The sequence below is a fragment of the Bacillus sp. CH_48 genome (genome assembly GCF_038008465.1).
GTDB classification, from domain to species: Bacteria; Bacillota; Bacilli; order Bacillales; family Bacillaceae_G; genus Bacillus_A; species Bacillus_A thuringiensis_S.
Map to the genome: position 1 here is coordinate 4,647,601 of NZ_JBBOZF010000001.1, position 24,683 is coordinate 4,672,283.

The window sequence follows — 24,683 nt, forward strand, 5'->3', positions numbered from 1 at the left end:
TGACATACTAAACAAAGGCAAATAATCCTTCCCTATCATCTCTGGGACTTATATACTTACTTTTGTGCATTATATCGTATTAAGTTTATTATAATAAACATTCTATCGGAGGGACAAACTTTGAAATCACCTATTCTTTCATATTGCATCTTATTTTTTGGTGTATTCGCCTTATCAACTTCTGCAATTTTTGTAAAATTGGCAGATGCTCCTGCTACAATCATTGCTTTTTACCGATTATTCTTTGCCACACTGATTCTGTTACCGTTATTACTATTTAATAAAAATAGTCGAAATGAGCTAAAAACTTTAACGAAAAAACAATGGGGATTCGGATCCATATCTGGGCTATTTTTAGCTGCACATTATGTACTTTGGTTTGAATCATTACAATATACTTCTGTAGCAAGCTCTACAGTTATCGTAACGCTACAACCTTTGTTCTCAATGATTGGTGTTTATTTTTTATTTAAGGAGAGATTTACGAAAGGAGCGGTTATTGGTTGCCTCATCGCTATTTCAGGTAGTATCGTTATTGGCTGGCAAGATTTCCAAATTAGTGGAGCAGCTTTATATGGAGATATTTTAGCATTTATCGCTGCCGGTATCATTACTGCTTATTTTTTCATTAGCCAACACGTTCGTAAAGATTTGGCACTTATACCATATTCGGTAATTAGTTATGGAAGTAGTGCTGGCTTTCTTGGCATATTTGCTTTCACGCAACAAGAATCTTTCATCCATTATTCTACACAAACTTGGTTGTGCTTTATTGGATTAGCTTTCATTGCTACAATTTTAGGACAAACCATTTTTAATTGGTTATTAAAATGGATGAGTGCTACTTTAATTTCCATGAGCATTTTAGGAGAAACAATTGGAACTTGTATACTAGCGTACTTTATATTACATGAGACCATTTCTTTACAACAAGGACTAGGAATTACCGTTATTTTTATTGGTTTAGTATTATTTTTATTACAGCCAAATTCTAATAAAAAAGCATGACAGTATACTGTCATGCTTTTAACTATTAATTATGTACAATTAAACCATCCGGTCTAAAACGACTCATCATAATTTCATTAATAAACTTTCCTTGAGCTTTCAAATTCCCTATCTTTACTCCCTCTTCTACAAATCCAAATTTTTCATATAAAGCTTTTGCTTTTGAATTCGTTTCTAACACACCTAGTTCTACTCTCTCTAACATTAACCAATTATCAGCCAGATCAAGCATCTTCGTAAGAAGTACTTTCCCAATCCCTTTATTATGATATTCACTATCGACCCCAATGAATAAATCGCCTGAATGAGATCTTCGTCCCGGACTTTGTGTTAAACCTACAAACCCAACAATTTCTCCATCATATTCTGCAACAAATTCAAATTGATTTGGTGCTAAATTTCGAATTCTATTTTCCATAGCGTCTACACGCATGCTAGGTAAGAAAACCATATACGGTAAAACTTCATCTTGTATACATATACGATGAATTGCTCTAGCATCTTGTATTTCTACTGCTCTAACGTTGATCCCCATCTTTCTCTCCTCCATATAAATAACAATATATTTGTTTGTGTGTATTCTAGAAACGTGTATGAATGACCTTCTCACTCGTATTTCTTTATGTCATTTTCACATAATTATTTCGATATAATACTTATTTTCCTAAAAGATTAACAACTATATGGATATGGTTAACTTTTCACCTTGTTATATAAATTAAGCAAATTTTCAATCAGAATACCATTTAGTTTCATGCCGACTATATCACAATTTTCTATTTCAATATTTTTCAGATTACTATTACTTATGGTGCTACCTTCCAAATCACATTTATCGAATACAATAGGTTCCTTCTCATCTCCGAGACTTGTATTTTTAAATTGCACTCCACCTAAAGTCACCAAATTAAATTTACTGCCAGAAAGATTTAAATCTGCATATGATGACCTTCTAAAATTTATATTCCTAAACTTTGATTGACTTACATTACAATTACTCATATTCGTATTCATTATATTGCTACCAACAAATGAACTGTTTTTTAAATTCACTTGATAATACTCTGTATTTGCTAAATTACAGTTTTCGTATTGACTATTTTTCATATCTTTATTTGTAACTACACTCTCTTTGTTTGAGCTTGTTTTTATTCTTTTCACGTAACAATACTCATCTTCCGATTCAAAAATCATTTGGTAACCTATCTTTTTATAAAAGTGATGATTGTTAATTTGTCTACTAGATGTTTCGAGATCCCAAATCTTTATGTTCGGATATTCCTTTTCTATTAATTTCATAACATGTGATCCAATTCCTTTTCCTTGATAAACAGGATCTACAAAAATACGATCAATTCGACCGTACGACTTACCAGAAATCGTAACTATTATCCCTCCGATTATTTCTTTATCCATGACAACTTTGAAAGAATCCAATTCTTCAATGGAATATTCCATCATTTCAACTGAAGAATATCCTGGCGGTTGAATGTTATAATCAATGACATTATCTTGGCCGTATAGCCATTGTTTTGCTTCTGCATCAAATGTTCTTTTCATTATTTCTGTTAATTTCTCAGCATCTAAAATTGTAGCTTTTTCTATAGATAGCATTGTTGTTTTCCCTTTCATTATTACAAACCAACAACTATTGTGAATTCCATAATTATCAATTCACTTTTATTTTTAATGCTTTTCCCATTATTATATATGGAACATCATTTTTACTTGGATGAAATGGCTCTAATACATTTACCCAATCTAATCTTTCATATAACGAACGTGCTTTTTCATTGTTTATTTGTGTTGTTAAAACACTTGTTCTATTTGAAAGCCCTTCTAGTAATTTATTATGTAATTTCGTTCCAAGACCTTCATTTTGGTATTGTGGGTGAACTGCTAACTCTACAAATTCAAAACAATCTTGTAACCATTCGTCTACTTGCTCTAGATGTAACGCTTCTCTCATTAATTGATTATAGTACTGTCCCTCCATTGAGCGATAACCATAAGTAAAGCCAACTACTTCATTTTCATCATTTATTGCTACTATACCTTTAAAACCTGTATATTCTATATGCCTATTCATTCGCTCGATCATTTCATTGAAATTTGTTTTCTCAAATACTTTACAATACAATTTTGCCATATTCCCAATTAAGATTTCATCTTTTTCAATGCTTAAGAATTTCACTTTATTCCCCCCTATTAAAACATTTATATCCTTAAATTTTTAAAAACAAAGAAAATTAATACTAATCACTCTCTTTACTATTAAACTACAAATCACCCTATATTTTCCACAATTACTTAGTATTAATGAATAAAAGAAGAGACCATGTAATATCAACATGTTCTCTTCTTTTATTCATTTTCAATTTTATCCCGCTATTTGCCGGACAGTAAGACCCCCACCTCAAAATTCAGCAAAAGCAAAGAAGTTAGGTGGGGCCCTGCTGCCCGTGAACGCCCGATTGGTGAGGGCTGAACCCCCCCACTGATTAAAGTTTCACTTTATATAATTAAAAATTAGATATTACTTAAGCCACTCGTTGCAAGTATTACTTAACTGCTGTAAATCTTCTATAAATTGACTCGCATCATATCCATCACAAACCGAATGATGTACTTGCAATGAAACTGGTAGCATAACCTTATTTCCTTCGTTAAAATATTTCCCACAAGTTATAATTGGCAATAGAAATTTTTCATCATTATTAATATTAAGATTAAATCCAGTAAAACTAGTCCAAGGTATGCTAGAAATCGGAAATACATTAGGCGGAATATTTTCTTTCGTGAAAAGACCATGAACATTAGCATAGCATCTCATATCGTCTTCATAATTTTTATAGAAAGTGCGGAAATCACTTGAATAATCCGTCCATATACTTGAAAAAGACTTATCATCTTTATGAAAGATTGTATAATTCGGTATCATTTCCTCCCAATAGCCTAAAACTCCTTCATCGTTAAAACATGTTCGAAATTTTTTATGATTATTTACTACTCTAGAAATTAAATATATAAAAACGGGATAAAATTTTATTCCCTTTTGATATACTTCCTCTAATAACATCGTGATATCAACATTCACAGTCATACTAAATGTACATTTCAACTTTAAATAATGCTCAAAATACTGCTCTCTATTCCAATCTTCTCTATCAATTACATGGAACTTCATTCTAATAGCCTCCTAAAATTTTCTTTTTATTTTAGAAGGCTAATTCCCTTGCTTTCACCATAATTGTTCACTCCTAACAGTGTACATTTCACCATAATTATTTATTTAATTATATAACATATGTAAGAATCAATTCACATATTTCTGGAAATCCATCCACATACTATAGATAAATCAAATGAAATTTGGAGGATACATACATGAATAACAAAAATATGAATAAAAAAGAAAATGTTACTGAAAACACTACATCTATTCAAAATAATAATACTGCAAACCTTACTATCGAAGAACAAGCAATGAACGGCTTATACGGAATGCCCGAAACAACAATTGAAGATGCTGATCACGCTGCAGCTGATGATTTGACTTCAAAAAATTAATTAACTACATTGAAAAAGCCAAGGAAAATATCCTTGGCTTTTTTAACTATGCATCCACCTTTTGTATTTCTTCACTCTTTCTTGAAAGTTTACCTGGCCAAAAAGCAAATCGGCCTAACACAACTGTAATTGCGGGTACAAGTAACGGTCTTACGATAAACGTATCTAGTAATACGCCAATTGCAGTTACAATACCAAATTGAACTAATACTTGAATTGGAAGTGTACCTAACACTGCAAAAGTTCCTGCTAAAATTAAACCTGCCGATGTAATAACACTACCTGTTTGTATTACACCATTTTTTACTGCATCCAAGTGATTTTGTGTCTTTCTGTTTTTCCATATTTCTGAAACCATAAAGATATTATAATCTTCACCTAAAGCAACTAAAAATACGAATGCGTACAACGGTATCGCACCTTGAATGGCCGGCGCTCCCATACCGTAATGAAGCAATATCCATCCTGCTCCTAACGCTGAGAAGAATGATAAAACGACAGTTACAATTAAATAAATCATCGCAACAACCGATCGTAAGTAGACAAGTAATAGTAAAGCGATAATGCTAATCATTACTGGAATAATTACTGATTCATCACGTTCAGTAATTTGCTTTGTATCATATAATGAAGCTGTTTCTCCACCAATCCACAATTGATCTTCAGTATTACGAATCCCAGCATCTTTTAATACTTTTTCTACATTACTTTTCAATTTAGGAATTTGATCTAACGCTTCAATTGAGTATGGATTTTCCGCTAAAGAAACTTCATACATTTGTATTTGCTTATTTTCTTTTCCCTCTTTTGGCTCTTTCACTGTATTTACGAAAGAAAATTTCTCTAGTTCTTGTTTAATAGGGAGCTCTTTTCCTTTCGTATCAACAACCACTTTTACTGGTGCTAGTTCACCAGCTGAGAAATGATCACTAATTAACGTAAACCCTTCACGAGAAGGCATATCCTTTGGAAACGATTCTAATAAGTCATATGTGTATTGAATACGTGGTACGAACGAAGCCAATCCACCTAATACAAACACAGTTAGCATAATTATTGTCCACGGTCTTCGTACTACTACATCTCCAAGTTTTTTACTAAAGGAGCCTTTTGATTTTTCAACTTTTACAGCCCTCTTTTTCTTTCTTGCAAACTCCTCATTCATTGAAGTTGTTCTCGGTATAAACGGGAAAAATGCAATCCTACCGAAAATTAATAATAGTGCTGGTAAAATGGTTAAAGCCGCGATTCCCATTATAAATACAGCAACACTAAATGGTACTGCAAATCGATGAAAGGCACCATAATGAGCAAGTAGTAATGTTCCTAATCCAAGTACAACAGTTAACGCACTCATTATTATTGCACCGCCAGAAGCTTTAATCGCAAGTTGTAATGCTTTATATTTACTTTCTTCTTCTAACAAGTACTCTCTATATCTCGAAATTAAAAATAGACAATAGTCCGTTCCAGCACCAAACAATAATACTGTCATAATTGATATTGCTTGGGCATCTACTCTAATCCATCCGTGATCAGCTAAAAAACCGAGTGTAGGACTAATGATACCGTATGCAAAGCCAACAACAAGTATAGGTAAAATTGCTAAAATTGGCGAACGGTAAAGCAAAATTAATAGGACCAAGACTAATAATACAGTAGCCACTAACAATTTCACATCTGCTTGACTAAATAAACTAACTGCATCCGTTTGAATACCTACAGGCCCAGATAATCGAACATGTAAACCAGATTCACTTATTTTTTGTTTAAATGGATCTTCATCCACCTTACCATTCACTATTTTTCCAATTTTTTCCAGATTCCCTTTTAATATATCCGTACCAGCAGATTTATTAAAGAATACCGGTGTAACAAATGATGTACCATCTTTTGATGCACTTTTTGATAATACTTGCTCTGGAATTGTATCAAATGGCGGTAACGTTGATTGTTCTTTTAAAGGACTAGCTTTTAACTCTTTATAAACGTCTTGTATGAGTTTATAATCCTGTGACTGTAATCCACCATCTCTATACCATACTACTAACAACGGATTCCCTGCATTATTCGGAAACTCTTTTTTCATAAGCGCTTCCGCTTGCTGTGACATAGCTGTTTCAGGTAAATTTTTTGGATTCGGTTCTTTCGTACTGTTTACTTGTGGTAACGTAAATGAAAGTAATAATGTAATAAGAACCCACACCGATAAAGTGATCCATTGCGTATTTTTCCCTGCTACAAGCCTCCCTAACATATGTAACGGGTGCTTTTTCATAAAAACCCACCTTCCTTTTTTCCTCCATTATTAATTATATATACTGGTCGGTTAATTAATCAAGAATGATTGAAAATTATGTTATAATTATCTCAATCATAAATGTCAGGAGCGAATGTATTTGGAACAAAAACAACGTCCTCTCGGAAGGCCGCGTCAAAATAAAAATACAAAATCTACAAAAGAAACCATTTTAGAAGTGGCAACCCGCTTATTTCTTACACAAAATTATCAAGTCGTTTCTATGGATGAGGTCGCAAAAGTTTGTGGTGTTACGAAAGCAACTGTCTACTATTACTATTCAACAAAAGCCGATTTATTTACCGCTACTATGACCGAAATGATGGTACGTATACGCGAAAATATGTCTCAAATACTCTCTACAAACAAAACGTTAGAAGAAAGATTATTAGACTTCGCTAAAGTTTACTTACACGCAACGATGGATATTGATATGAAAAATTTTATGAAAGATGCAAAACTGTCGTTATCTGAAAAACAATTGAAAGAATTAAAAAATGCTGAAGATAATATGTATGAAGTACTAGAAAAAGCACTCGATACTGCGATGCACATCGGAGAAATTCCGAAAGGAAACGCTACATTTGCGGCTCATGCTTTCGTATCTTTATTATCAATTGGGAATTTTAAAGATGAGAATCACAATCCTATTCTTGCAAATATAGATGAATTAGCACAAAAAATCGTTTCTTTTTATTGGAATGGGTTAGGTCATTCATATTAAACTGATTTACTTTAATAAAAGAGCATGTTTAATTTTTTCAAACATGCTCTTTTATAATTTATTTATATACTAATAATCAGATTATACTTCAACGTCACTTAACAAAAAACTCCATTTTAACTTTACAAATTTTGAAGTTGAACATTTATATTCTCCTTACTTAATCCCCCATGGTAACAAACTACAGATTCAATATGTAAATTTAAATACTTCTTCAAAGACTGCTTTGCTTCCTTAATATTTATAGTTGTTGGGGCGTGAATTCCTCCTAACATCCCATTCACACTATACATAGAGTCTCCTGCAATAAGAATTTTACTTCGTTTCAAATATAAACTAATATGACCCGGAGTATGCCCTGGAGTATGAAGAATTAGTATTCCACCGCAATACGGAAGTTCTTGCCCGTCAATCACAGTATCACTCACTTTTCCTTTTGGTCGGTTCTCTACATTTCCATCCTTCAATAAAGGCAAATCCCCCTCAATATATGGCTTATCTAATTCGTGCGCATAAACCTTAATATTATTTCCACAGCGCTGCAACAACTCCGGAAGACTACCTATATGATCAATATCCTGATGCGTCAAAATCACGACTTTTAACTTATCAAATGATACCCCAACCTTTTCCATCTCTACTTGTATATCTTCAATTTGTCCTGGGAAACCCGTATCTATTAATACTGCCATTTCATCATCCCATAAAAGAATTGGATGAATAACAAATTCTTGAAATTCAAGTTGTAACATTTCTATCTCTTTAGCAATCTCCATACAGCCATTCTCCTTTATACTGAAGTTTGAAAATATGTACGAGTAAACTGAAAATATAAAGTGAAACTTTAATCCGTGGGGGTTTTACTGCCCGGCAAATAGCGGGATAAAGCACCTCTATCTTATAATATGTTTTGTCATCCCAATAGAGAATGCTTCAAACCCTATAGATTCATAGTAAGATTGCAATTTTTCTACACACATAAGTTGTGGAATAACCTTGTTTTGTTCACAGTGCTGGATTAATCGTTTCACTATTTCTTTTCCGATGCCACTAGACTGATATTTTGGCAATACACCAACTCCACAAATAATGCCTGTTATGACTCCATCTGATATGACACGCCCCATCCCTACTAACCTCTTATCATCAAAAACATAAATTGCATACCAACTTTGCTTACACATTTGTTCTAACTCGTTAACCTTTAATTTAAGAGAATTCCATCCTAAAGATTCGTATAAGGATAATAATCCATTAAAATCTGTAGGATGTTCACTTGTGTGGCGTATACTATTTTCCATGTAAATACTCCCTATTCTCTGGCTTGTTTATATTTCATAAAATTCCCTTTACACAAATCTGATCGATGTAAAAATAACTAGAACAAACTTCAATAAGAAAGATAGAATTCCTTCTCAATATAAAATAAAAAGAAGTTATCTCACTTAAGATAACTTCTTTTATATAAGACTCTCATTATATTATCAACCAAAAAATATACAACTGCATACGATTAGCACAAACAAAACTAATAAACCATTTGAGAAATAACCCATTGAAAACTACCCCTTTATTAAATTATGTAAAAGATTTTATCATAAAATGATTTACAACTTAATAACTGAAAAAGACATTGCATTCATTAGTTATATATGTTAAGTAATATTTTATTTTCGGGCATATTCTTCTTAACTTAAACCACTTCCCATTCCCTTATACTTAAGTTCTGATAACTTCAGAACAATACATAAAGAAGACCTTAACTTATTGACGTCTTCTTTTCAACTACACTAATAGCTAATTCACGTTTTTTATCGAATATATATAGACCCTTCACTAACAGAGACATATATAAAATGTATTCCCACTACATAAACATCTATAATCTGATTATCAACATCCTTATAACCTTTAAATCTCATCCTCGGTTATTCTAATAGCTTTCTTATTCAAAAATAGATTTTTAAAAATTCCTACTCCCACAATTAATAAACCTATACCAACTAATTTATTTAATTGTAATGGAATACTCTCCATTCCAAATAATCCGAATGTATCAATGCATAACGCAACGACCAATTGAGTAATAAGACTAATTAGCACCGTATATGCTGGACCTAAGCTCTTTATTGCACCCATTATACAAATAATTAACCCGATGCCAAACAGTCCACTTACATAAAACAAATAATTTGTAGTATACACTTTAATGTTAATACTGTTTTCTGTAATGATATAAAATAGAATAGAACTAATGAGACCTATTCCAAGGACACATGTAGTCGTTAACCACTGTCCTACATTTTCATTTACTTTTACATTAAAAACAGATTGTAAGCTAATTAATATTCCTGCTAATATAGCTAAACTAAATCCAATCAAAATCTTCCTCTCCCTTTCATTGCTCATATATATTATCTTTAGCGACTTCCTTCATTCTAGAAAAATCTTTAATGACAATAACTCCATTACTCTTTTCAATTAATTTATCATTATAAAATCTTTGTAATACCCGAATTACGTGCCTATAACTTACCCCTATAAAGTCTGCAATACTCGTTACTGAAGTTGCATCCAAATCCCCTTTATACATATTCCCGTTACTATCTGTTGAAATTGAAAGCAAATAACTAGCTACACGTACTTCTACAGGATAAAGTAAATTAAGAGCAGTAAAACGAGTCGATATTTTTAACGTGTTGGCAATGTTTTCAAGTAAGAACTTCATAAATATAAGATCATGTAATAACTTGTTTCTAATAACCGTATTAGAAATAGAGATTGCTACAACATCTGAACAAGCTTCAACGACATTATGTGCTTTGCTATTTTGAATTAATTCAATATCACCAATAATGGCCAATGGATTGATAAAGCGAAGGATTAGTTTCTTCCCTTCAGGTGTAATCGTGTAAACTTTTACTTTACCTTTAACAACAAAATATAAACGATCCATTTCGTCATCTATATTGCAAATAAGCTCGCCTTTTTCAAAGTGATTTAATTGAAAATAAACTGTATCTATTTCTGAAAAAATCTCGAGCGTTTTATTGGTTCTCAAATAATGCGTAATTAAACCTGATTTATCCTCCATATTCATTTCTCCTTTCATTTACATATTAAATACAACAATACCTATAATCATTACTATTGTTCCCACAATATGATATCTCTCCATCTGTATCTTTTTTATATGAAACAGTCCTTTCATTTCAATAACTGTTGCCGTTAACAATTGAGCAACCATTAGTGTGCCAGCTGTCAATGTAACTCCTAGTGAATATATCGCCATCGTTTCTGCACAAATAATGAATCCACCAAATGCACCCGCTGCTAAATATACTTTTTTCACACTCTTTAAATCTGTTACTTTCTCTTCTTTCTTTAACCAAAATACAGTTGTTACAATAAGGAATCCAATTAAATGGGTTATAATACTTGTCGACCATATACCGATATGTGAACTAAGTTTCGCATTAAAGGTTCCTTGAAGTGTTATAAATATCCCCGCAAAAACAGCAAATATAATACCTTTCAAAAAATCATCTCCTCATCTTTTATTTCTGACTTAATTAAAAGCTATAATCCTATAATGGCAAAAGGACAAATGTCACATCACTATGAAAATAACTTGGAATGAACAAAAAACACACCTCAAAAATGCGAGATGTGTTTATCTTTATTATTTATATATAAAATTTTATAAATTTGAATTACGCTACATTAAAAGATTTCTTTTTCATAACAAACTTTGCAAATAAGAAACGTACAAGCGGTCCCATAATAATTAATTGTAATGGATATGCCATTATGAAATTTTTAATAAAAATCGAAAAATAAATTGAAACAAATGAAGCTCCTTGTAGTCCACCATGTAAATGCATCATAGCCATACCGAAAAATGACATAAAGAACACCATTCCGATTACCATAGTTGTCGCCATCGCAACGATAATATTTATTTTCTTAGATTTATCAAATGGCAACATGAATACAATTTTTTTCGCACAAGGTCCAACGATACATATTTCAATTAATAGCGCAATAATAAAGCCAATTAATAGTTCTAATGCAATCTCTTTAGTATAAATTGGTCCTCCTGTTTCATTCATTAGTAAATTGTAAAACGTCATTACGATAACCATCCCAAGGCACATCATCATACCAAATTGGAGGTTTTCTTTTCTTGTTGTTGGCAAAATTCATCATCCTTTCTCTTTGAGTCTTTGTCATTATATCGATATTGAAACCCCCTTCGTAAGTGAACATTTTGTGAACAAATTTAAAACGTTTTCATGTATTTTCTTTACTTTCAACTCAAATTCTCACTTTTACTTATAAAGGTTTTATATATTTCAATGTTGAATTACTAAATTTAACATTGCATTACATTATTACTAGGAGGATAACCATGAATGAACAAGGATTTTTCGTATATCATATCGTAACAAAGAAAAAAATGCATATCGGACAAATCATTCCTTTTAACAAAAATCAACACAATACTCTATATCACTTCTTTTTTGAAAGAGAACAATTAAATGCTAATGGTGAAGATGGCATACAAATTTTAAATAAACACTATAAAAATAACGAATTACATATAAATAATGAAAATGCTAAAGTAGTCATGAGTTATATGGATCAAACAATTAGAGCAGCTAGAGAAACAATTGTAGAAATGGTTAGACTACAAGAATTCCCTGAATATCCTTCCAGATTATCTTGTTTATACGCTGCAAAAAGCTATGAAGATGCTTTAAAATGGAAAGCATTATTTGATTCTTACAATCGAGAAGTTTTACAGATTGTTAAACTACAAGTAATCGGAAGTTCTTTTGAAGGTGACGGGAATCTTTTACCAAAAGAAGATGGTATTCCTTTTTCTCAAAAAATCGAACAAGCTAGAGAGTATTGGAAAGGAAATATTAGAAATGAACTTCCTGAGCTACTGATTAATGGAGAAATTGAAGTGGTGGAAATTATTGATGACTTCTCCTCAATTCATATTTAATTTCTAACTAAATCATATAGGATGGAGATTACAATGAAGAAAAAAGTGTACTTCAATCATGATGGCGGCGTAGATGATTTAATTTCATTATTTTTATTACTTCAAATGGAAAACGTTGAGCTTACCGGTGTATCTGTTATCCCAGCAGACTGCTATTTAGAACCCGCAATGTCTGCCAGTCGTAAAATTATCGATCGCTTCGGCAAAGGTAATATTGCAGTAGCCGCTTCAAACTCTCGCGGGCAAAACCCGTTTCCAAAAGACTGGCGGATGCATGCATTTTATGTAGATGCTCTACCAATTTTAAATGAGTCTGGAAAAGTTGTAACACCCGTGGTGACAAAACCCGCGCATCATCATTTAATAGAAACGCTTCTACAAACGGAAGGAAAAACAACTTTATTATTTACTGGGCCCCTAACTGACCTTGCTCGTGCATTATATGAAGCTCCCATAATCGAAGATAAAATTGAACGTCTCGTTTGGATGGGTGGTACATTTCTTACAGCAGGCAATGTACATGAACCAGAGCATGATGGAACAGCTGAGTGGAATTCGTTTTGGGACCCTGAAGCAGTGGCTCGTGTATGGGATGCAAAAATTAAAATCGACTTAGTGACACTAGAAAGTACAAACCAAGTTCCGTTAACTATAAACATACGTGAACAGTGGGCAAAAGAACGAAAGTATATTGGTATGGATTTCCTTGGTCAATGCTATGCAATGGTCCCCCCTCTCGTTCACTTCTCAACGAACTCTACTTATTATTTATGGGATGTACTAACTACCGCGCTTGTCGGAAACACTAGCCTTGCAAAAACTGAAACGATTAATAGTATCGTTCATACATATGGACCAAGCCAGGGGCGTACAGAGGAAACTGCTGATGGACGACCTGTAAATGTCGTTTATGATGTAAAACGTGATGTATTCTTTGAATATATTACTGAATTAGCAAAGAAAGCTTCTACTTGAACCACTATCTATACGAAAAATAAATAGAATAAAATCACTTCAGACGATGAACCCCTATATTTAGAATTTAGTTGAAACTACATATTTAACTATTGAAAAGAGTATTGAATTAAATTTCAATACTCTTTTTGTGCAATTTAATTATATTGGATTAATGTAGTGTCTTATTGATTATTCATTTCATAACCATTGACAAAATACGTTATTGTTTCTAACTCATCTTCATTTAATTCTCTATCTAGTTCTTGTTTATACACTGCCTTTATCTTCTCTTCATCGCCTTTATGAATTTCTGTATAAGTTCCTACTGTTTTTAACATACGAATCTCTTGTAAAAACTCCTCTCGATTTATCGCTTCCCCATGAGAAAGAATATATGTCTCAGCATCAAATTTCTCTAATTCATCTATCAATTTAAACGTTCTTTTCGTCGTATAGTTCCACTTCGAAGAAAAAATATCTGCATATATACAGTCTCCTAAAAACAATATCTTTTCTTCTTTTATGTACATAACAACAGAATCATGTGCATGATCTCCGCCCACATGTTTTAACACGCAGGTCACTTCACCAAGGTCTAATTCCATTTGATCCTGGAACGTTAAGGTTGGAGGAATAATGTTAATATTTCTCGCTTTTTCTTCAAACTCTTTCTTGATGCAATCCGCACAAAATTCAATTTCAGTACCCTCTTTTACGCGTGCGTCCAACGCTTCATCTGTCCATTCATAAGATACTATTGCCTGCATTTCTTTTTTCGTTTCAGCGTGCGAAATAGTTAATGCATTCCGTAATACAGATAATCCAAAAATATGATCCCAATGCCAATGCGTTAGTGCTACAAAATCAGGATTCGATACATTTTGTTCTTTTAACATTTCTAAAAATAATTGTGCATGTTCTTCTGAATTCCCTGCATCAATTATTAAAGTTTTTTCTTTTCCAACAACCATTCCTAATATAGGTCTATCCGTTTCAGAAACTGGTGTCATATACCAAAATGAGTTTCCTATTTTTTTAATTTGTTGCATAACCAATTCCCCTTTTCATTTTCTCACTTAAATTTAATATATAAATTATAACGAATCACTACTTTTTTCTCTATACTCAAACACAATTACTTGGACTAATCCAACTTAATTTTTCGTAAGCTAAAAATAAGGGAATAGAATCGGAGTGTGATACTATGGAACGTTTATGGATCCCAATGATTGTAACATTTTTTTCGTTCGGTGGATTACTGTTAGGTGGTGCTGTTGGAGTAGCAACACGCCAACTCATTGAAGAAAAGATGCATCGTTTATACGCATTATGTGGTGGTATTTTATTCGGGTTATTATCACTTGAAATTATCCCTGAAACATTTTCAAGCTATGAAATAATTGGGCCTATACTTGGTATAGCCATCGGTATTTTAGTTATGAGCTTATTAGATAACTATTGTCATCATCCAATGATACATAAAAAAGATCAACAAGCATGGCAAACCTTCCTTTTTCTCTCTTTCGCTATATTTATTCATAATATACCTAGTGGATTTGCGTTAGGTACAGCTTTTATAAATCATAATGACTCTGCCATTCCCTTTTTAATAGCAATCGTCGTGCACCATATTCCAGAAGGATTAGCTTTAATTATTCCATTTCTTTTTACAAAGCATAAATATATTTCCTTTTTATTAACGACTTTATTACTTTCTCTTATTCTCGGTACTGGTACGGTTTTTGGAATTTTGATGGAAGGAAAAGCTCTTCACCTGCAAGGCCTCATTATGGGAAGTGCTATTGGTTCACTTGGATATGTCACAATTCATGAAATGCTTTGGAAAGCTAAGAAACAGCTCTCTTTCCTTACATTTCTAATGTGGGCAACTAGTGGTTTTCTCCTAATAATAGCGTTTACTCTACTAGCTGGACATCACTAAATTAAACAAAAAAGATAGCTGAAAACAATTTGTCTTCAGCTATCTTTTTTATTCTTTCTATCTCTCTATAGAAAGAATAATTCCAGCAATCATAGAACTAAGTCGCTCTAAAATATTCCCTAGAAAAAACGTGCATACACTTTGTTTCGAAATAACTGTAGCATTTCTTTCATACTTCGGGTCGTTTCTCTTAATAAAACATTATCATTTTAGTAATTTATTGGAAATAACATTATGTTTTTCGACCATTATCAATCTTTTCCTTCTTTATAAAAAACATAAAAAGAGCCCTATTTTCAAAACAAGGACTCTTTTCATAAACTATTTAGCTACCTCTTCTTTCGGCATTACCATCCCTTTATAAAGTTGAACAGTTATCCAGTAATAGATGAAATAAATGACTAAGAAGATTCCTATTGGCACCCACACTTTTACAAACGGATCAACTAATATAAAGCTGAATAAGTTAAGCCCCACTAAAACGTGAGAGATGCCAATGATTGCTGGGAAGATAAATAAATATGAAATTTCTTTATATATACTTTTCGTTAACATACTACGTCTTACGCCGATTTTTCGTAACATTTCATAACGGCGTACATCACGAGAAGCACCTGTTAATATTTTGAACATAAGGGAACTCGCCATCATTGCTAAAAAGGCAATTCCGAGGAAAAATCCCATAAACATTGTTCCGCTCATGAAGCTGTTCATAAACTGATAAATTGTCATTTTCGTAAATAAGTCTACCTTTGCACCTGTTGCTTTTTCAATTTGTTCTTTTTGTCTCTTGTCTATTTCGATCAATAACGGTTTATATTTTTTCATATCATCTACTTTTGCTAATGTTACAGTGTGTTCTGTTCCTTGAATCCCTTTATAATGCTCTTCGTCTGCAATTCTTACTGGTTTTCCGCTAAATTGATTATGCGTAATTTGTATCTCTCTTACAACTGCGTCTTCCCAATCCTTTGGCATTTGAGGGAATTTTGCTAATTCAGGAGCCTCTAAAGCTGAATATACAGGTTCAGTTAAAGGTTCAGTCACACGTTTACGAACAGGCTCTTTTAAAGTTTTTGTATCAAAATGGTCTGAAACAAGTGGTGGTTTCGCAGTTAAGTCGTTACGTAAATAATAAACCGCTTCTCCATCTACTTTATATTTGTAATTGCTCTCTTCAACAATTTCCATTTCTTTCAAGGCCGCTTTGTCTTGATCATTCGGATCATGAATTACAACATCATATACACGAGAAAAGTCTGTCATAATACCTACATTTTTTTGGAACGCCATACCTGCAGTCATCGCACCTGCTCCTAATGCAATTAACATCGCTACAGTACCTAATACTCTCGATAAACTATTTACTCGAAAGCGTAGCTGTGCATATGTAAAACTATTTAGACCAATTTCATTTCGTTTTTTATTCCCTTTAATTTTCATCACAAAAAATGGGAGTAATGAACTAAAGATAAAATATGTGCCAAGTGTTGTAACGATGGTTGCTATAATAAAACCTAATTCAGCATATATTTTTACATTGATTATAAAATAGTACCCTGTACTTACCAGTAATACACCAAGTACTGTCATTATAATAATGCGAGTTTTACTTTTCTTCACTTCATCTAGTGTTTCATCTTCACGAATTAACTCTAGTTCAGTTTTACGTAACAATCGGACGCTGTTCATTAAGCCAGTAATGAAAAATAGTATTAAGAAGAAAATAGCTGTAACTAAAATTGCTGGTGTGTATACAGATGCGTAACTACCTTTTGCTGAAATTTCCATTCCATTCATTAAAAAGTTTCCTGCTACACTTGCAAGTAACATCCCTACTACAATACCGATAATAATACTTACAATCCCCATACCGAATGTTTCAATAAATAATAACTGTGCTACTTTTTTCTTTTTCGCACCAAGCATCATGTACATACCGAGTTCTTTTCTTCTTAACGTGAGCAAGAAAGAGTTGGCATATATAATATAAAATACAGTAATGAAAGATAATAGTATTGCACCTACCCAAAAGACGAGTCTAATACTACTAATTAGGCTATTATCTTTCGTAAATTCACTATTCATCGCCATCGTTTGGAACATGTAGAAAATACTAATACTAATAACGAGACCAATAAGTAAAACCATATAATCTTTTAACATCTTTTTCATACTATGACGTGATAATTTAAATAACATAGTTTCGCCCCCTACTTAGACTCAGCAGCTGAGCCCATATGAGCGAGCACACCTAAAATGTCTTGATAGAAATTCTCTCGAGTGCCTTGACGATTTAATTCTTTATAAAGAAGACCATCTTGAATAAATAAAATACGCTCACAATAACTTGCACTAAATGCATCGTGTGTAACCATTAAAATACTTACATTGTGATTTTCATGTAAATCTTGCATCGCTTCTAATAAACTTTTTGCGTTTTTACTATCAAGCGCTCCTGTCGGTTCATCTGCTAATACAATTGCCGGATTATGTACTAAAGCTCTTGCCGCCGCTGTTCTTTGTTTTTGTCCTCCAGAAACAGCAGTCGGATATTTTGTTAAAATTTCAGTGATGCCTAATTTTTTTGCAACGTCATTTACCTTTCCAGTAATCTCACTGGACGGTACGCCTTGCAAAGAAAGTGGTAAAGCGATATTTTCATAAATTGATAAATTTTCTAGTAAGTTAAAATCTTGAAAGATAAAACCTAATTTTTGAGATCGAAAATCTGATAATGCATTACCTTTCATAGAAGTAATATTTGTTCCAGCTATCGTCACACTACCACCTGTCGCCTGGTCAAGTGTACTTATCACATTAAGTAAAGTCGTTTTTCCAGATCCAGAAGGCCCCATAATCCCGACAAATTCTCCTTCTTTAATACTTAACGATACGCCCCTTAATGCTTTTGACTGATTCTCATTTCTTTTCCCATACGTTTTTTCTACACTTTCTACAGTAACTACATTTGTTGACATCTCTTTCACTCCATCCCTTTTGTATAAAATCAATTTCTCACATATTTCTTATTATTTTGTCATCTGAATTCTTAAGAATTTTTTAATTATGCATTCAATAAGAGTTACATCCGTAACATGAACCTATTTCCTACTTCATATTCTCATTTTTCTACAACTCGTTCCCTCGATTTCGCTTACATTTACCTTACATTTTTGTAAGATAAAAAAGAAAACACACTAATTTTTAATAGTGTGTTTTCTTTACAATCAATATTCTCTATTCTTTATTTCCTCTTCAATCCTTGCCACAAATACATCTAGCGCAACAACTTCTGACTTCTCTTCCCCATATTTACGTACATTTACAGCTCCGCTTTCCATTTCCTTATCCCCAATAACAAGAAAATACGGTACTTTTTGCATTTGTGCTTCTCTTATTTTATATCCTAATTTTTCATCTCGTGCATCCTGTTCAACACGAACTCCAGCTTTTGCTAATTTATGTGCAACCTCACTGCAATATTGTTCATGTACTGCATTTGAAACCGGAACTACTTTCACTTGAACTGGTGCCACCCATGCCGGGAACGCACCTCCAAAGTGCTCAATTAATATTGCTAAGAAGCGATCTAATGACCCTAAAACTGCCCTGTGAATAACAACTGGTCTTTTCTTATCATTATTTTCATCTATATAATTTAAATCAAATTTCTCTGGCATTTGGAAATCAAGCTGGATTGTTCCGCACTGGTGACTTCTATTTAAAGCATCTTTAATATGAAAATCAATTTTCGGCCCGTAAAATGCACCGTCACCTTCATTTAGTCTATATTTATAATTTAGCGATTGTAATACATTTTCTAATGCTGCTTCTGCTTGCTCCCATAATTTATCATCACCCATTGAATCTTCTGGACGAGTAGAAAGCTCTACTTCATATTCGAATCCAAAAGTTTTATATACGTAATCAATTTGCGCCATTACGGATTTAATTTCATCTTCAATTTGTTTTGGAGTTACAAATAAATGTGCATCATCTTGGCAGAAAGTACGTACTCTTAATAATCCGTTTAACGCACCACTAAATTCATGACGATGTACTTGACCAAATTCACACATACGAATCGGTAATTCACGATAAGAATGCAATTTATTTTTAAACATAAGCATGTGCCCTGGGCAGTTCATCGGTTTTAATGCAAAACTTTTATTATCTACTTCAGAGAAATACATATTATCTTTATAATGTCCCCAGTGCCCTGATCTCTCCCATACTTCTTGGTTCATCATGAACGGAGTGCGTACTTCTTGATAATTGTACTCTTTTTGAATTTCTCTTAAAAATGCTTCCAATTCGTTTCGAATAATTTGTCCTTTCGGTAAATAAAACGGCATTCCCGGAGCCTCTTCAGAAAACATAAATAACTCAAGCTCACTTCCCAACTTACGATGATTTCTTTTTGCTGCTTCTTCAACGAAATGTAAATACTCTTCTAATTCTTTTTGAGAAGAGAATGCAACACCATATATACGCTGAAGCACTTGGTTATTACTATCACCTCGCCAATATGCACCGGAAACGTGAGTTAATTGAAATGCTTTCAAATAACCTGTAGATGGTAAATGTGGTCCTCTACATAAATCTACAAATTCACCTTGTTTATATAGTGTTACACTTTCTCCACTAGGAATTGCTTCTAAAAGTTCTAATTTCAAACTATCATCTATTTCTTGAAACAGCTTAGCTGCTTCTTCTCGAGAAACCTCAACTCGTTCTATCTTTATATTTTCATTTATAATCTTTTTCATTTCTTTTTCGATTTTTCGTAAATCTTCTATGTTTACACTACTTGGAAGATCCATATCATAATAAAATCCATTTTCAATAACAGGCCCTACTCCAAGATTTATATCACCATACAATCTTTTTACAGCTTGCGCTAAAATATGTGCCGCAGAGTGTCTTGCAATTTCTACACCTTCATTTGAATCTATAGTAATGATTTCCACTTCCGCATTTTCTTCAATATTTCGGCGTAAATCATATAATCCATCATTTACTTTCCCCGCGACTGCTTTCTTTTTCAAACTACTGCTAATGGATCCAGCAATTTCTTCTAAAGTAACTCCATTTACAAATTCTTTCACGCTACCATCTGGAAATTTAATTTCAATCATTTGTTCTTTCATTTTTCATCTCTCCATTTCATAATAAAAAGCACACTCATCCCTAAAATAGGGACGAGCGTGCTTATACCCGTGGTTCCACCCAGATTCCCATTGTAAACATACAATGGCTTCTTTTACGGTAACGTCGTTTATACGGCACTAGATACTTAATTTCCCCAGTGCAGCTCTAAGGTGGTAAGTTATTTTTCTGCGTTAGGAAGTTCTCAGCTTTCCTTCCTTCTCTGTATAACCGGGTAAAATAACTCGTGTCCTTTTCTTCGCTTATTATGAAATTGAATGCAAAAAAGCATATTCATCCCTAAATATAGGGACGAATATGCTTATATCCGTGGTTCCACCCAGATTCCCATCACAAAAAACATAATGGCTTCTTTTGCGATAACGTCGCATACACGGCACTAGATACTTAATTTCCCTAGTGCAGCTCTAAGGTGGTAAGTTATTTTTCTGCGTTAGGAAGTTCTCAGCTTTCCTTCCTTCTCTGTATAACCGGGTAAAATAACTCGTGTCCTTTTCTTTGCTTTTTGTAAAACATCCATTTATTGTTATTTAATATATCTTATTCATTTTATTTTTGCAAGTGTTTAAAAAATTATTTATTTAATTTAAAAAGTGAAACCAAATTTTTTTGGTTTCACTTCACAATTTTACCAATCTTGTGGTTCGTAATTTAAGTCTGCAAATAGACGTCTTTTCTCTTTCTTCGTTAAATCTCTCCACTGTCCAACTGGTAAATTATTCAATTCAATATTCATAATTCTCGTACGTTTTAACGTGTATACTTGATAACCTAAAGCTTCACACATACGGCGAATTTGGCGATTTAGCCCTTGGGTTAAAATAATTTGGAACTCATATTTTGATAGCTGTGTAATCTCACAAGGAAGCGTTTTTGTTCCTAAAATTTTAACACCCGCTGCCATTTTCTCTAAGAAATCAGGAGTAATTGGCTTATCTACTGAAACGATATATTCTTTCTCATGTTTGTTTTCAGCACGTAAAATTTCATTAACGATATCACCATCATTCGTTAACAAAATTAAACCGTCTGAGTCTTTATCAAGACGTCCAATGTGACTAATTCGTAAAGGATGGTTCACTAAATCGATAATGTTACCTTTTACAGCTTTTTCACTCGTACATGTAATACCTACTGGTTTATTTAAAGCGATATATACGTGATCTCGAGCAATTCGAAGCTGCTCTCCATTTACTCGTACATCATCACCTGGATTTACTTGGTCACCAATTTTTGCAACCTTACCGTTAATAATTACTCTTCTCTCATTAATTAGTTTATCCGCTCCACGTCGAGACGCTTTTCCAGCTTCACTAATAAATTTATTGATACGCAAATTAGGCACATCCTTTTCTAAAAAAAATTTCAAGCTCACACTGCTTCTACCGTACAATACAAAAGGGTAAGCCTCCTATTATAACTTAAATATATTAACATGAAAGGGTATATAACGTCTTCTATTAATTACTTGTTTATAAGAAAATATCGTTATTATACAATCATTTATGCACTTTTTCAGCGTTTAATATACAAGCCATTCTTCCTTACATACAGCTTGTTTTCCTTTTATCTCTTCTATATCTTCATGAATATTAGCTAATTTATATAAATCTGGGAAAATCTCTTCCACATAATGTTGGTGCGCTATTTCATCTTTCCAATACGTTAACACTATGTAACGATTTTCATTTTTTAAAGACTTCCCAACTACTCCACCTAGCATTCCTTTTGCTTTTTCCATTCCTTTATTCCAAATTGTTTCTTGCTTATGTAAAAAATGCTTTTCCTTTTCCAACTTTACATCACATATAGCAACTCTTACGAACGCTCCCTCTATTACAATATCTTCCAAATGCATATCAGTTATATCATACAACGTTTGAAATAATTCAATTTCACATGAAAGAAACGTATCCTCTTGATTACTATTTAAATAAATTGTATCGTGAGAAGCATTCATAAATGATTGATATACACTTCTATCTTCCCATAAAGTAAATACACATGCCTCATCTTCATTCCATCCACCAAATTGTCCATGAAAACCATCTAGGTGCTGTATATCACGCCATTTTTCTTGCGCACTGGAAAATAATTCTTTTTTCTCTTCTTCCACTTTACAGTAGATTGTTTTTAGTAACATTTTTAATTCCCCCCTATGATCCGATCCATTTCCCACTCGCCATACTTTCTATTTTTCCATATACACAAACGTTAATTTTTTTGTTATCAACTCCATTACTTACTCGAAATTTGATGCCCTCCGTAAATGTTGTAAGTTAATTACCGGAATACTTACCGGGTAAAAATACATCTAAAATATAAAAATTAAAATCCCTTGCTTTGCTTTCTTATCCCGCTTATAGTTTACATAACATAATTATATATTACTGATTATCTATATCATTCAATAAAACATCCTATTTTTTATACTTGGTAAACTATCCACTCATTTTCATAAGAAATACTATTTTATTCTATACGCATAATAATTTTAATTCCAACAATTCAGAATTAAAATCCAAAAAAGATAGGAAGTAAACAATCCTACATTATCATCTACTCCCTATCTCTTTTATCATCAATTATTTTTCAAATATAGAATACGTAATTTCTCCTGGATAATGTAATACAGTTACCTTCCGCTCCCCCTTTTTAAAACTAACAGTATGCCCGTTTTCCCCTAAGTTCTCCCATCCACTCGCCTTTGTAATTGGCATTACACTTATATATTGATAATCCTCTTCCTTATCATCGTTAATATGAATTGCTGACATTGGTACTGGAAAACCTTTAATTTTAGATTCTTTATTCATAAATATGAATGCAATTACACCAACTAATAACATAGCCATTGAAATACTTGAAACTAGTTTTCTTCTATTCATTTTCACTAAAAACCCTCTTTTCTCACATATAACTTTCATCATTTTACTAAATTTAATTATTTATGTATAGAAAAGACATAATTTAAATCATTTCCAACCTATTTTCTCTACTCCAAACAACATTATTGTTATATATTATAATTATAAGTTTTTAAATTTTGGAGGCGTTACATATTGCAGAAATTACTTTTTACTAAATGGACAGTTATTATTTCTATTTTCATCATTTTCGGTACAATTTTCTACGTTACTAATGTTAAAAATAACAACGAAAAAGCACCTGTAGAAACAGCGGATACAAAAACTTTCAAAACGAAATTACAACCTAAAATTAATGAATTGACTACTAATTATAATGAAATCATTGAAAAAGATTGGTTGCCTGCCTGGGAAGAGATTAACACGAATGGAGATTCAGTAGATCGAAATAAACTATTAGTTACAATGAATGCCGTTTCCAAGCAGTATGAAACAATTATGAACGAAATAGACACACTTAAAATTGAAGAAAACATAACAGATATAGATATACAAAAACAACTACTTCAATTCACAACTCAGTTTAAATCCGCATCAAATTTCATGAAAAATGCAGCAAATTTGATTATAGACGGAGCAAATAACTCTACTCCAACCAATGAAACTATTGAAAAAACAAAACAAGCTTTAGGACTTGCGGATCAACATATTGTCATCGCTTTATCTACTTTAAATGAAGTTGAAGATAAATTAGGACTTACAAAAAAATAAAACTATTTACTATTTTAAAATAAAAAATGATTGCAATTTACAATTTGTCTGTCTATAATATTTTTATTGATTTACAATCAATGTGTTTGTAAATTTTATAATTCGGATGAACCATTCAGGAGAAGGTCTATTGATCTACCGACGGGGCAAAAAGTTGTTATACCAACTTTGAAACTCTCAGGTCTTGGTTACAAGTAGAACTGCATGGGGACGAATCTCTGGAGAGACTCCCTTTCGCTTTATATAGCGCAGAGGAAAACGAGCACCGAAGGAGCAAATCCGCTACTATAGCGGATAATCTCTCAGGTAAAAGGACAGAGACAAGCGAAAGAAAATGCCGATTTGTATCGGTTTATTTT

The 24,683-nt window shown here is 32.6% G+C and carries 25 protein-coding genes, 1 pseudogene, 1 riboswitch and 2 other annotated features; of the genes and pseudogenes, 7 read left to right on the forward strand and 19 right to left on the reverse strand.

What is annotated here, in order from left to right:
- Window positions 1-120: 120 nt before the first annotated feature.
- Window positions 121-1,008: a DMT family transporter gene (locus tag N2V92_RS23415; RefSeq protein ID WP_000841798.1), complete on the forward strand. Its 888-nt coding sequence runs from the start codon at window positions 121-123 to the stop codon at window positions 1,006-1,008.
- Between the two features lie 25 nt (window positions 1,009-1,033).
- Here the strand turns inward: N2V92_RS23415 and N2V92_RS23420 are convergent, their stop codons facing one another.
- From N2V92_RS23420 to catA, 4 genes are all read right to left on the reverse strand, one after another.
- The gene (locus tag N2V92_RS23420) at window positions 1,034-1,543 is read right to left on the reverse strand and encodes a GNAT family N-acetyltransferase (RefSeq protein ID WP_016077749.1); all 510 of its coding nucleotides are present in this window, start codon (window positions 1,541-1,543) and stop codon (window positions 1,034-1,036) included.
- A gap of 158 nt (window positions 1,544-1,701) precedes the next feature.
- On the reverse strand, window positions 1,702-2,640 hold the full coding sequence (locus tag N2V92_RS23425; protein ID WP_003309472.1) for a GNAT family N-acetyltransferase: 939 nt from the start codon (window positions 2,638-2,640) through the stop codon (window positions 1,702-1,704).
- A 37-nt stretch (window positions 2,641-2,677) separates the two neighbouring features.
- Window positions 2,678-3,202 (reverse strand): GNAT family N-acetyltransferase, encoded by a 525-nt coding sequence (locus tag N2V92_RS23430; protein ID WP_000670761.1) that lies wholly within the window; start codon window positions 3,200-3,202, stop codon window positions 2,678-2,680.
- 342 nt (window positions 3,203-3,544) lie between these two features.
- Complete coding sequence (gene catA, locus N2V92_RS23435; RefSeq protein ID WP_000668530.1) at window positions 3,545-4,195, reverse strand: type A chloramphenicol O-acetyltransferase; 651 nt, start codon at window positions 4,193-4,195, stop codon at window positions 3,545-3,547.
- Between the two features lie 200 nt (window positions 4,196-4,395).
- On the opposite strand from catA, the gene N2V92_RS23440 reads away from it, so the two are divergent.
- The gene (locus N2V92_RS23440) at window positions 4,396-4,578 is read left to right on the forward strand and encodes a DUF4021 domain-containing protein (RefSeq protein ID WP_001060657.1); all 183 of its coding nucleotides are present in this window, start codon (window positions 4,396-4,398) and stop codon (window positions 4,576-4,578) included.
- Between the two features lie 46 nt (window positions 4,579-4,624).
- Here the strand turns inward: N2V92_RS23440 and N2V92_RS23445 are convergent, their stop codons facing one another.
- Window positions 4,625-6,856, reverse strand: coding sequence for an MMPL family transporter (locus N2V92_RS23445; RefSeq protein WP_042597975.1), 2,232 nt, complete (start codon window positions 6,854-6,856; stop codon window positions 4,625-4,627).
- Between the two features lie 121 nt (window positions 6,857-6,977).
- Here N2V92_RS23445 and N2V92_RS23450 point away from each other — a divergent pair, with 121 nt between their 5' ends.
- Window positions 6,978-7,601, forward strand: coding sequence for a TetR/AcrR family transcriptional regulator (locus tag N2V92_RS23450; RefSeq protein WP_016077751.1), 624 nt, complete (start codon window positions 6,978-6,980; stop codon window positions 7,599-7,601).
- Between the two features lie 122 nt (window positions 7,602-7,723).
- Here the strand turns inward: N2V92_RS23450 and N2V92_RS23455 are convergent, their stop codons facing one another.
- The 6 genes from N2V92_RS23455 to N2V92_RS23480 form a co-directional block, all read right to left on the reverse strand.
- Window positions 7,724-8,377 (reverse strand): MBL fold metallo-hydrolase, encoded by a 654-nt coding sequence (locus N2V92_RS23455; RefSeq protein ID WP_000401466.1) that lies wholly within the window; start codon window positions 8,375-8,377, stop codon window positions 7,724-7,726.
- 117 nt (window positions 8,378-8,494) lie between these two features.
- Window positions 8,495-8,902 (reverse strand): GNAT family N-acetyltransferase, encoded by a 408-nt coding sequence (locus N2V92_RS23460; RefSeq protein WP_000431723.1) that lies wholly within the window; start codon window positions 8,900-8,902, stop codon window positions 8,495-8,497.
- Window positions 8,903-9,512: 610 nt separating this feature from the next.
- A complete protein-coding gene (locus N2V92_RS23465; RefSeq protein ID WP_016077752.1) occupies window positions 9,513-9,983 on the reverse strand; it encodes a DMT family transporter in 471 nt (156 codons plus the stop codon).
- A 16-nt stretch (window positions 9,984-9,999) separates the two neighbouring features.
- Entirely contained in the window at window positions 10,000-10,695 is a 696-nt protein-coding gene (locus tag N2V92_RS23470) for a Crp/Fnr family transcriptional regulator (RefSeq protein ID WP_016077753.1), read from the reverse strand.
- Between the two features lie 18 nt (window positions 10,696-10,713).
- Entirely contained in the window at window positions 10,714-11,139 is a 426-nt protein-coding gene (locus tag N2V92_RS23475) for a DMT family transporter (RefSeq protein WP_016077754.1), read from the reverse strand.
- 175 nt (window positions 11,140-11,314) lie between these two features.
- Window positions 11,315-11,800 carry a hypothetical protein gene (locus tag N2V92_RS23480; RefSeq protein WP_016077755.1) on the reverse strand — a complete coding sequence of 162 codons (486 nt, stop codon included), beginning with the start codon at window positions 11,798-11,800 and terminating at the stop codon, window positions 11,315-11,317.
- A 212-nt stretch (window positions 11,801-12,012) separates the two neighbouring features.
- On the opposite strand from N2V92_RS23480, the gene N2V92_RS23485 reads away from it, so the two are divergent.
- Entirely contained in the window at window positions 12,013-12,615 is a 603-nt protein-coding gene (locus tag N2V92_RS23485; RefSeq protein ID WP_001005235.1) for a DUF2441 domain-containing protein, read from the forward strand.
- A 21-nt stretch (window positions 12,616-12,636) separates the two neighbouring features.
- On the forward strand, window positions 12,637-13,590 hold the full coding sequence (locus N2V92_RS23490; protein WP_074789562.1) for a nucleoside hydrolase: 954 nt from the start codon (window positions 12,637-12,639) through the stop codon (window positions 13,588-13,590).
- A gap of 164 nt (window positions 13,591-13,754) precedes the next feature.
- On the opposite strand, the gene N2V92_RS23495 is transcribed toward N2V92_RS23490, so the two are convergent.
- Window positions 13,755-14,621 carry an MBL fold metallo-hydrolase gene (locus N2V92_RS23495; RefSeq protein ID WP_016077757.1) on the reverse strand — a complete coding sequence of 289 codons (867 nt, stop codon included), beginning with the start codon at window positions 14,619-14,621 and terminating at the stop codon, window positions 13,755-13,757.
- Window positions 14,622-14,776: 155 nt separating this feature from the next.
- On the opposite strand from N2V92_RS23495, the gene N2V92_RS23500 reads away from it, so the two are divergent.
- Window positions 14,777-15,514 (forward strand): ZIP family metal transporter, encoded by a 738-nt coding sequence (locus N2V92_RS23500; RefSeq protein WP_000440612.1) that lies wholly within the window; start codon window positions 14,777-14,779, stop codon window positions 15,512-15,514.
- Window positions 15,515-15,586: 72 nt separating this feature from the next.
- On the opposite strand, the pseudogene N2V92_RS23505 reads toward N2V92_RS23500, so the two are convergent.
- The 7 genes and pseudogenes from N2V92_RS23505 to N2V92_RS23535 form a co-directional block, all read right to left on the reverse strand.
- A pseudogene (locus tag N2V92_RS23505) lies at window positions 15,587-15,687 on the reverse strand (MFS transporter); the annotation flags it as partial.
- Window positions 15,688-15,835: 148 nt separating this feature from the next.
- Entirely contained in the window at window positions 15,836-17,716 is a 1,881-nt protein-coding gene (locus tag N2V92_RS23510) for an FtsX-like permease family protein (RefSeq protein ID WP_016077758.1), read from the reverse strand.
- Between the two features lie 11 nt (window positions 17,717-17,727).
- Window positions 17,728-18,495: an ABC transporter ATP-binding protein gene (locus tag N2V92_RS23515; protein WP_000106426.1), complete on the reverse strand. Its 768-nt coding sequence runs from the start codon at window positions 18,493-18,495 to the stop codon at window positions 17,728-17,730.
- A gap of 249 nt (window positions 18,496-18,744) precedes the next feature.
- The gene (gene thrS, locus N2V92_RS23520) at window positions 18,745-20,667 is read right to left on the reverse strand and encodes a threonine--tRNA ligase (protein WP_000663092.1); all 1,923 of its coding nucleotides are present in this window, start codon (window positions 20,665-20,667) and stop codon (window positions 18,745-18,747) included.
- A 44-nt stretch (window positions 20,668-20,711) separates the two neighbouring features.
- Window positions 20,712-20,934: a binding site (T-box leader), on the reverse strand.
- A gap of 36 nt (window positions 20,935-20,970) precedes the next feature.
- Window positions 20,971-21,194: a binding site (T-box leader), on the reverse strand.
- Between the two features lie 120 nt (window positions 21,195-21,314).
- Entirely contained in the window at window positions 21,315-22,022 is a 708-nt protein-coding gene (gene rluF, locus N2V92_RS23525; protein ID WP_001222160.1) for a 23S rRNA pseudouridine(2604) synthase RluF, read from the reverse strand.
- 186 nt (window positions 22,023-22,208) lie between these two features.
- Complete coding sequence (locus tag N2V92_RS23530; RefSeq protein WP_000925175.1) at window positions 22,209-22,829, reverse strand: YdbC family protein; 621 nt, start codon at window positions 22,827-22,829, stop codon at window positions 22,209-22,211.
- Between the two features lie 442 nt (window positions 22,830-23,271).
- Entirely contained in the window at window positions 23,272-23,616 is a 345-nt protein-coding gene (locus N2V92_RS23535) for a hypothetical protein (RefSeq protein WP_042597971.1), read from the reverse strand.
- A 132-nt stretch (window positions 23,617-23,748) separates the two neighbouring features.
- Here N2V92_RS23535 and N2V92_RS23540 point away from each other — a divergent pair, with 132 nt between their 5' ends.
- Window positions 23,749-24,324: a hypothetical protein gene (locus tag N2V92_RS23540; RefSeq protein ID WP_001170866.1), complete on the forward strand. Its 576-nt coding sequence runs from the start codon at window positions 23,749-23,751 to the stop codon at window positions 24,322-24,324.
- A gap of 208 nt (window positions 24,325-24,532) precedes the next feature.
- Window positions 24,533-24,652, forward strand: a riboswitch (glycine riboswitch).
- Window positions 24,653-24,683 lie beyond the last annotated feature (31 nt).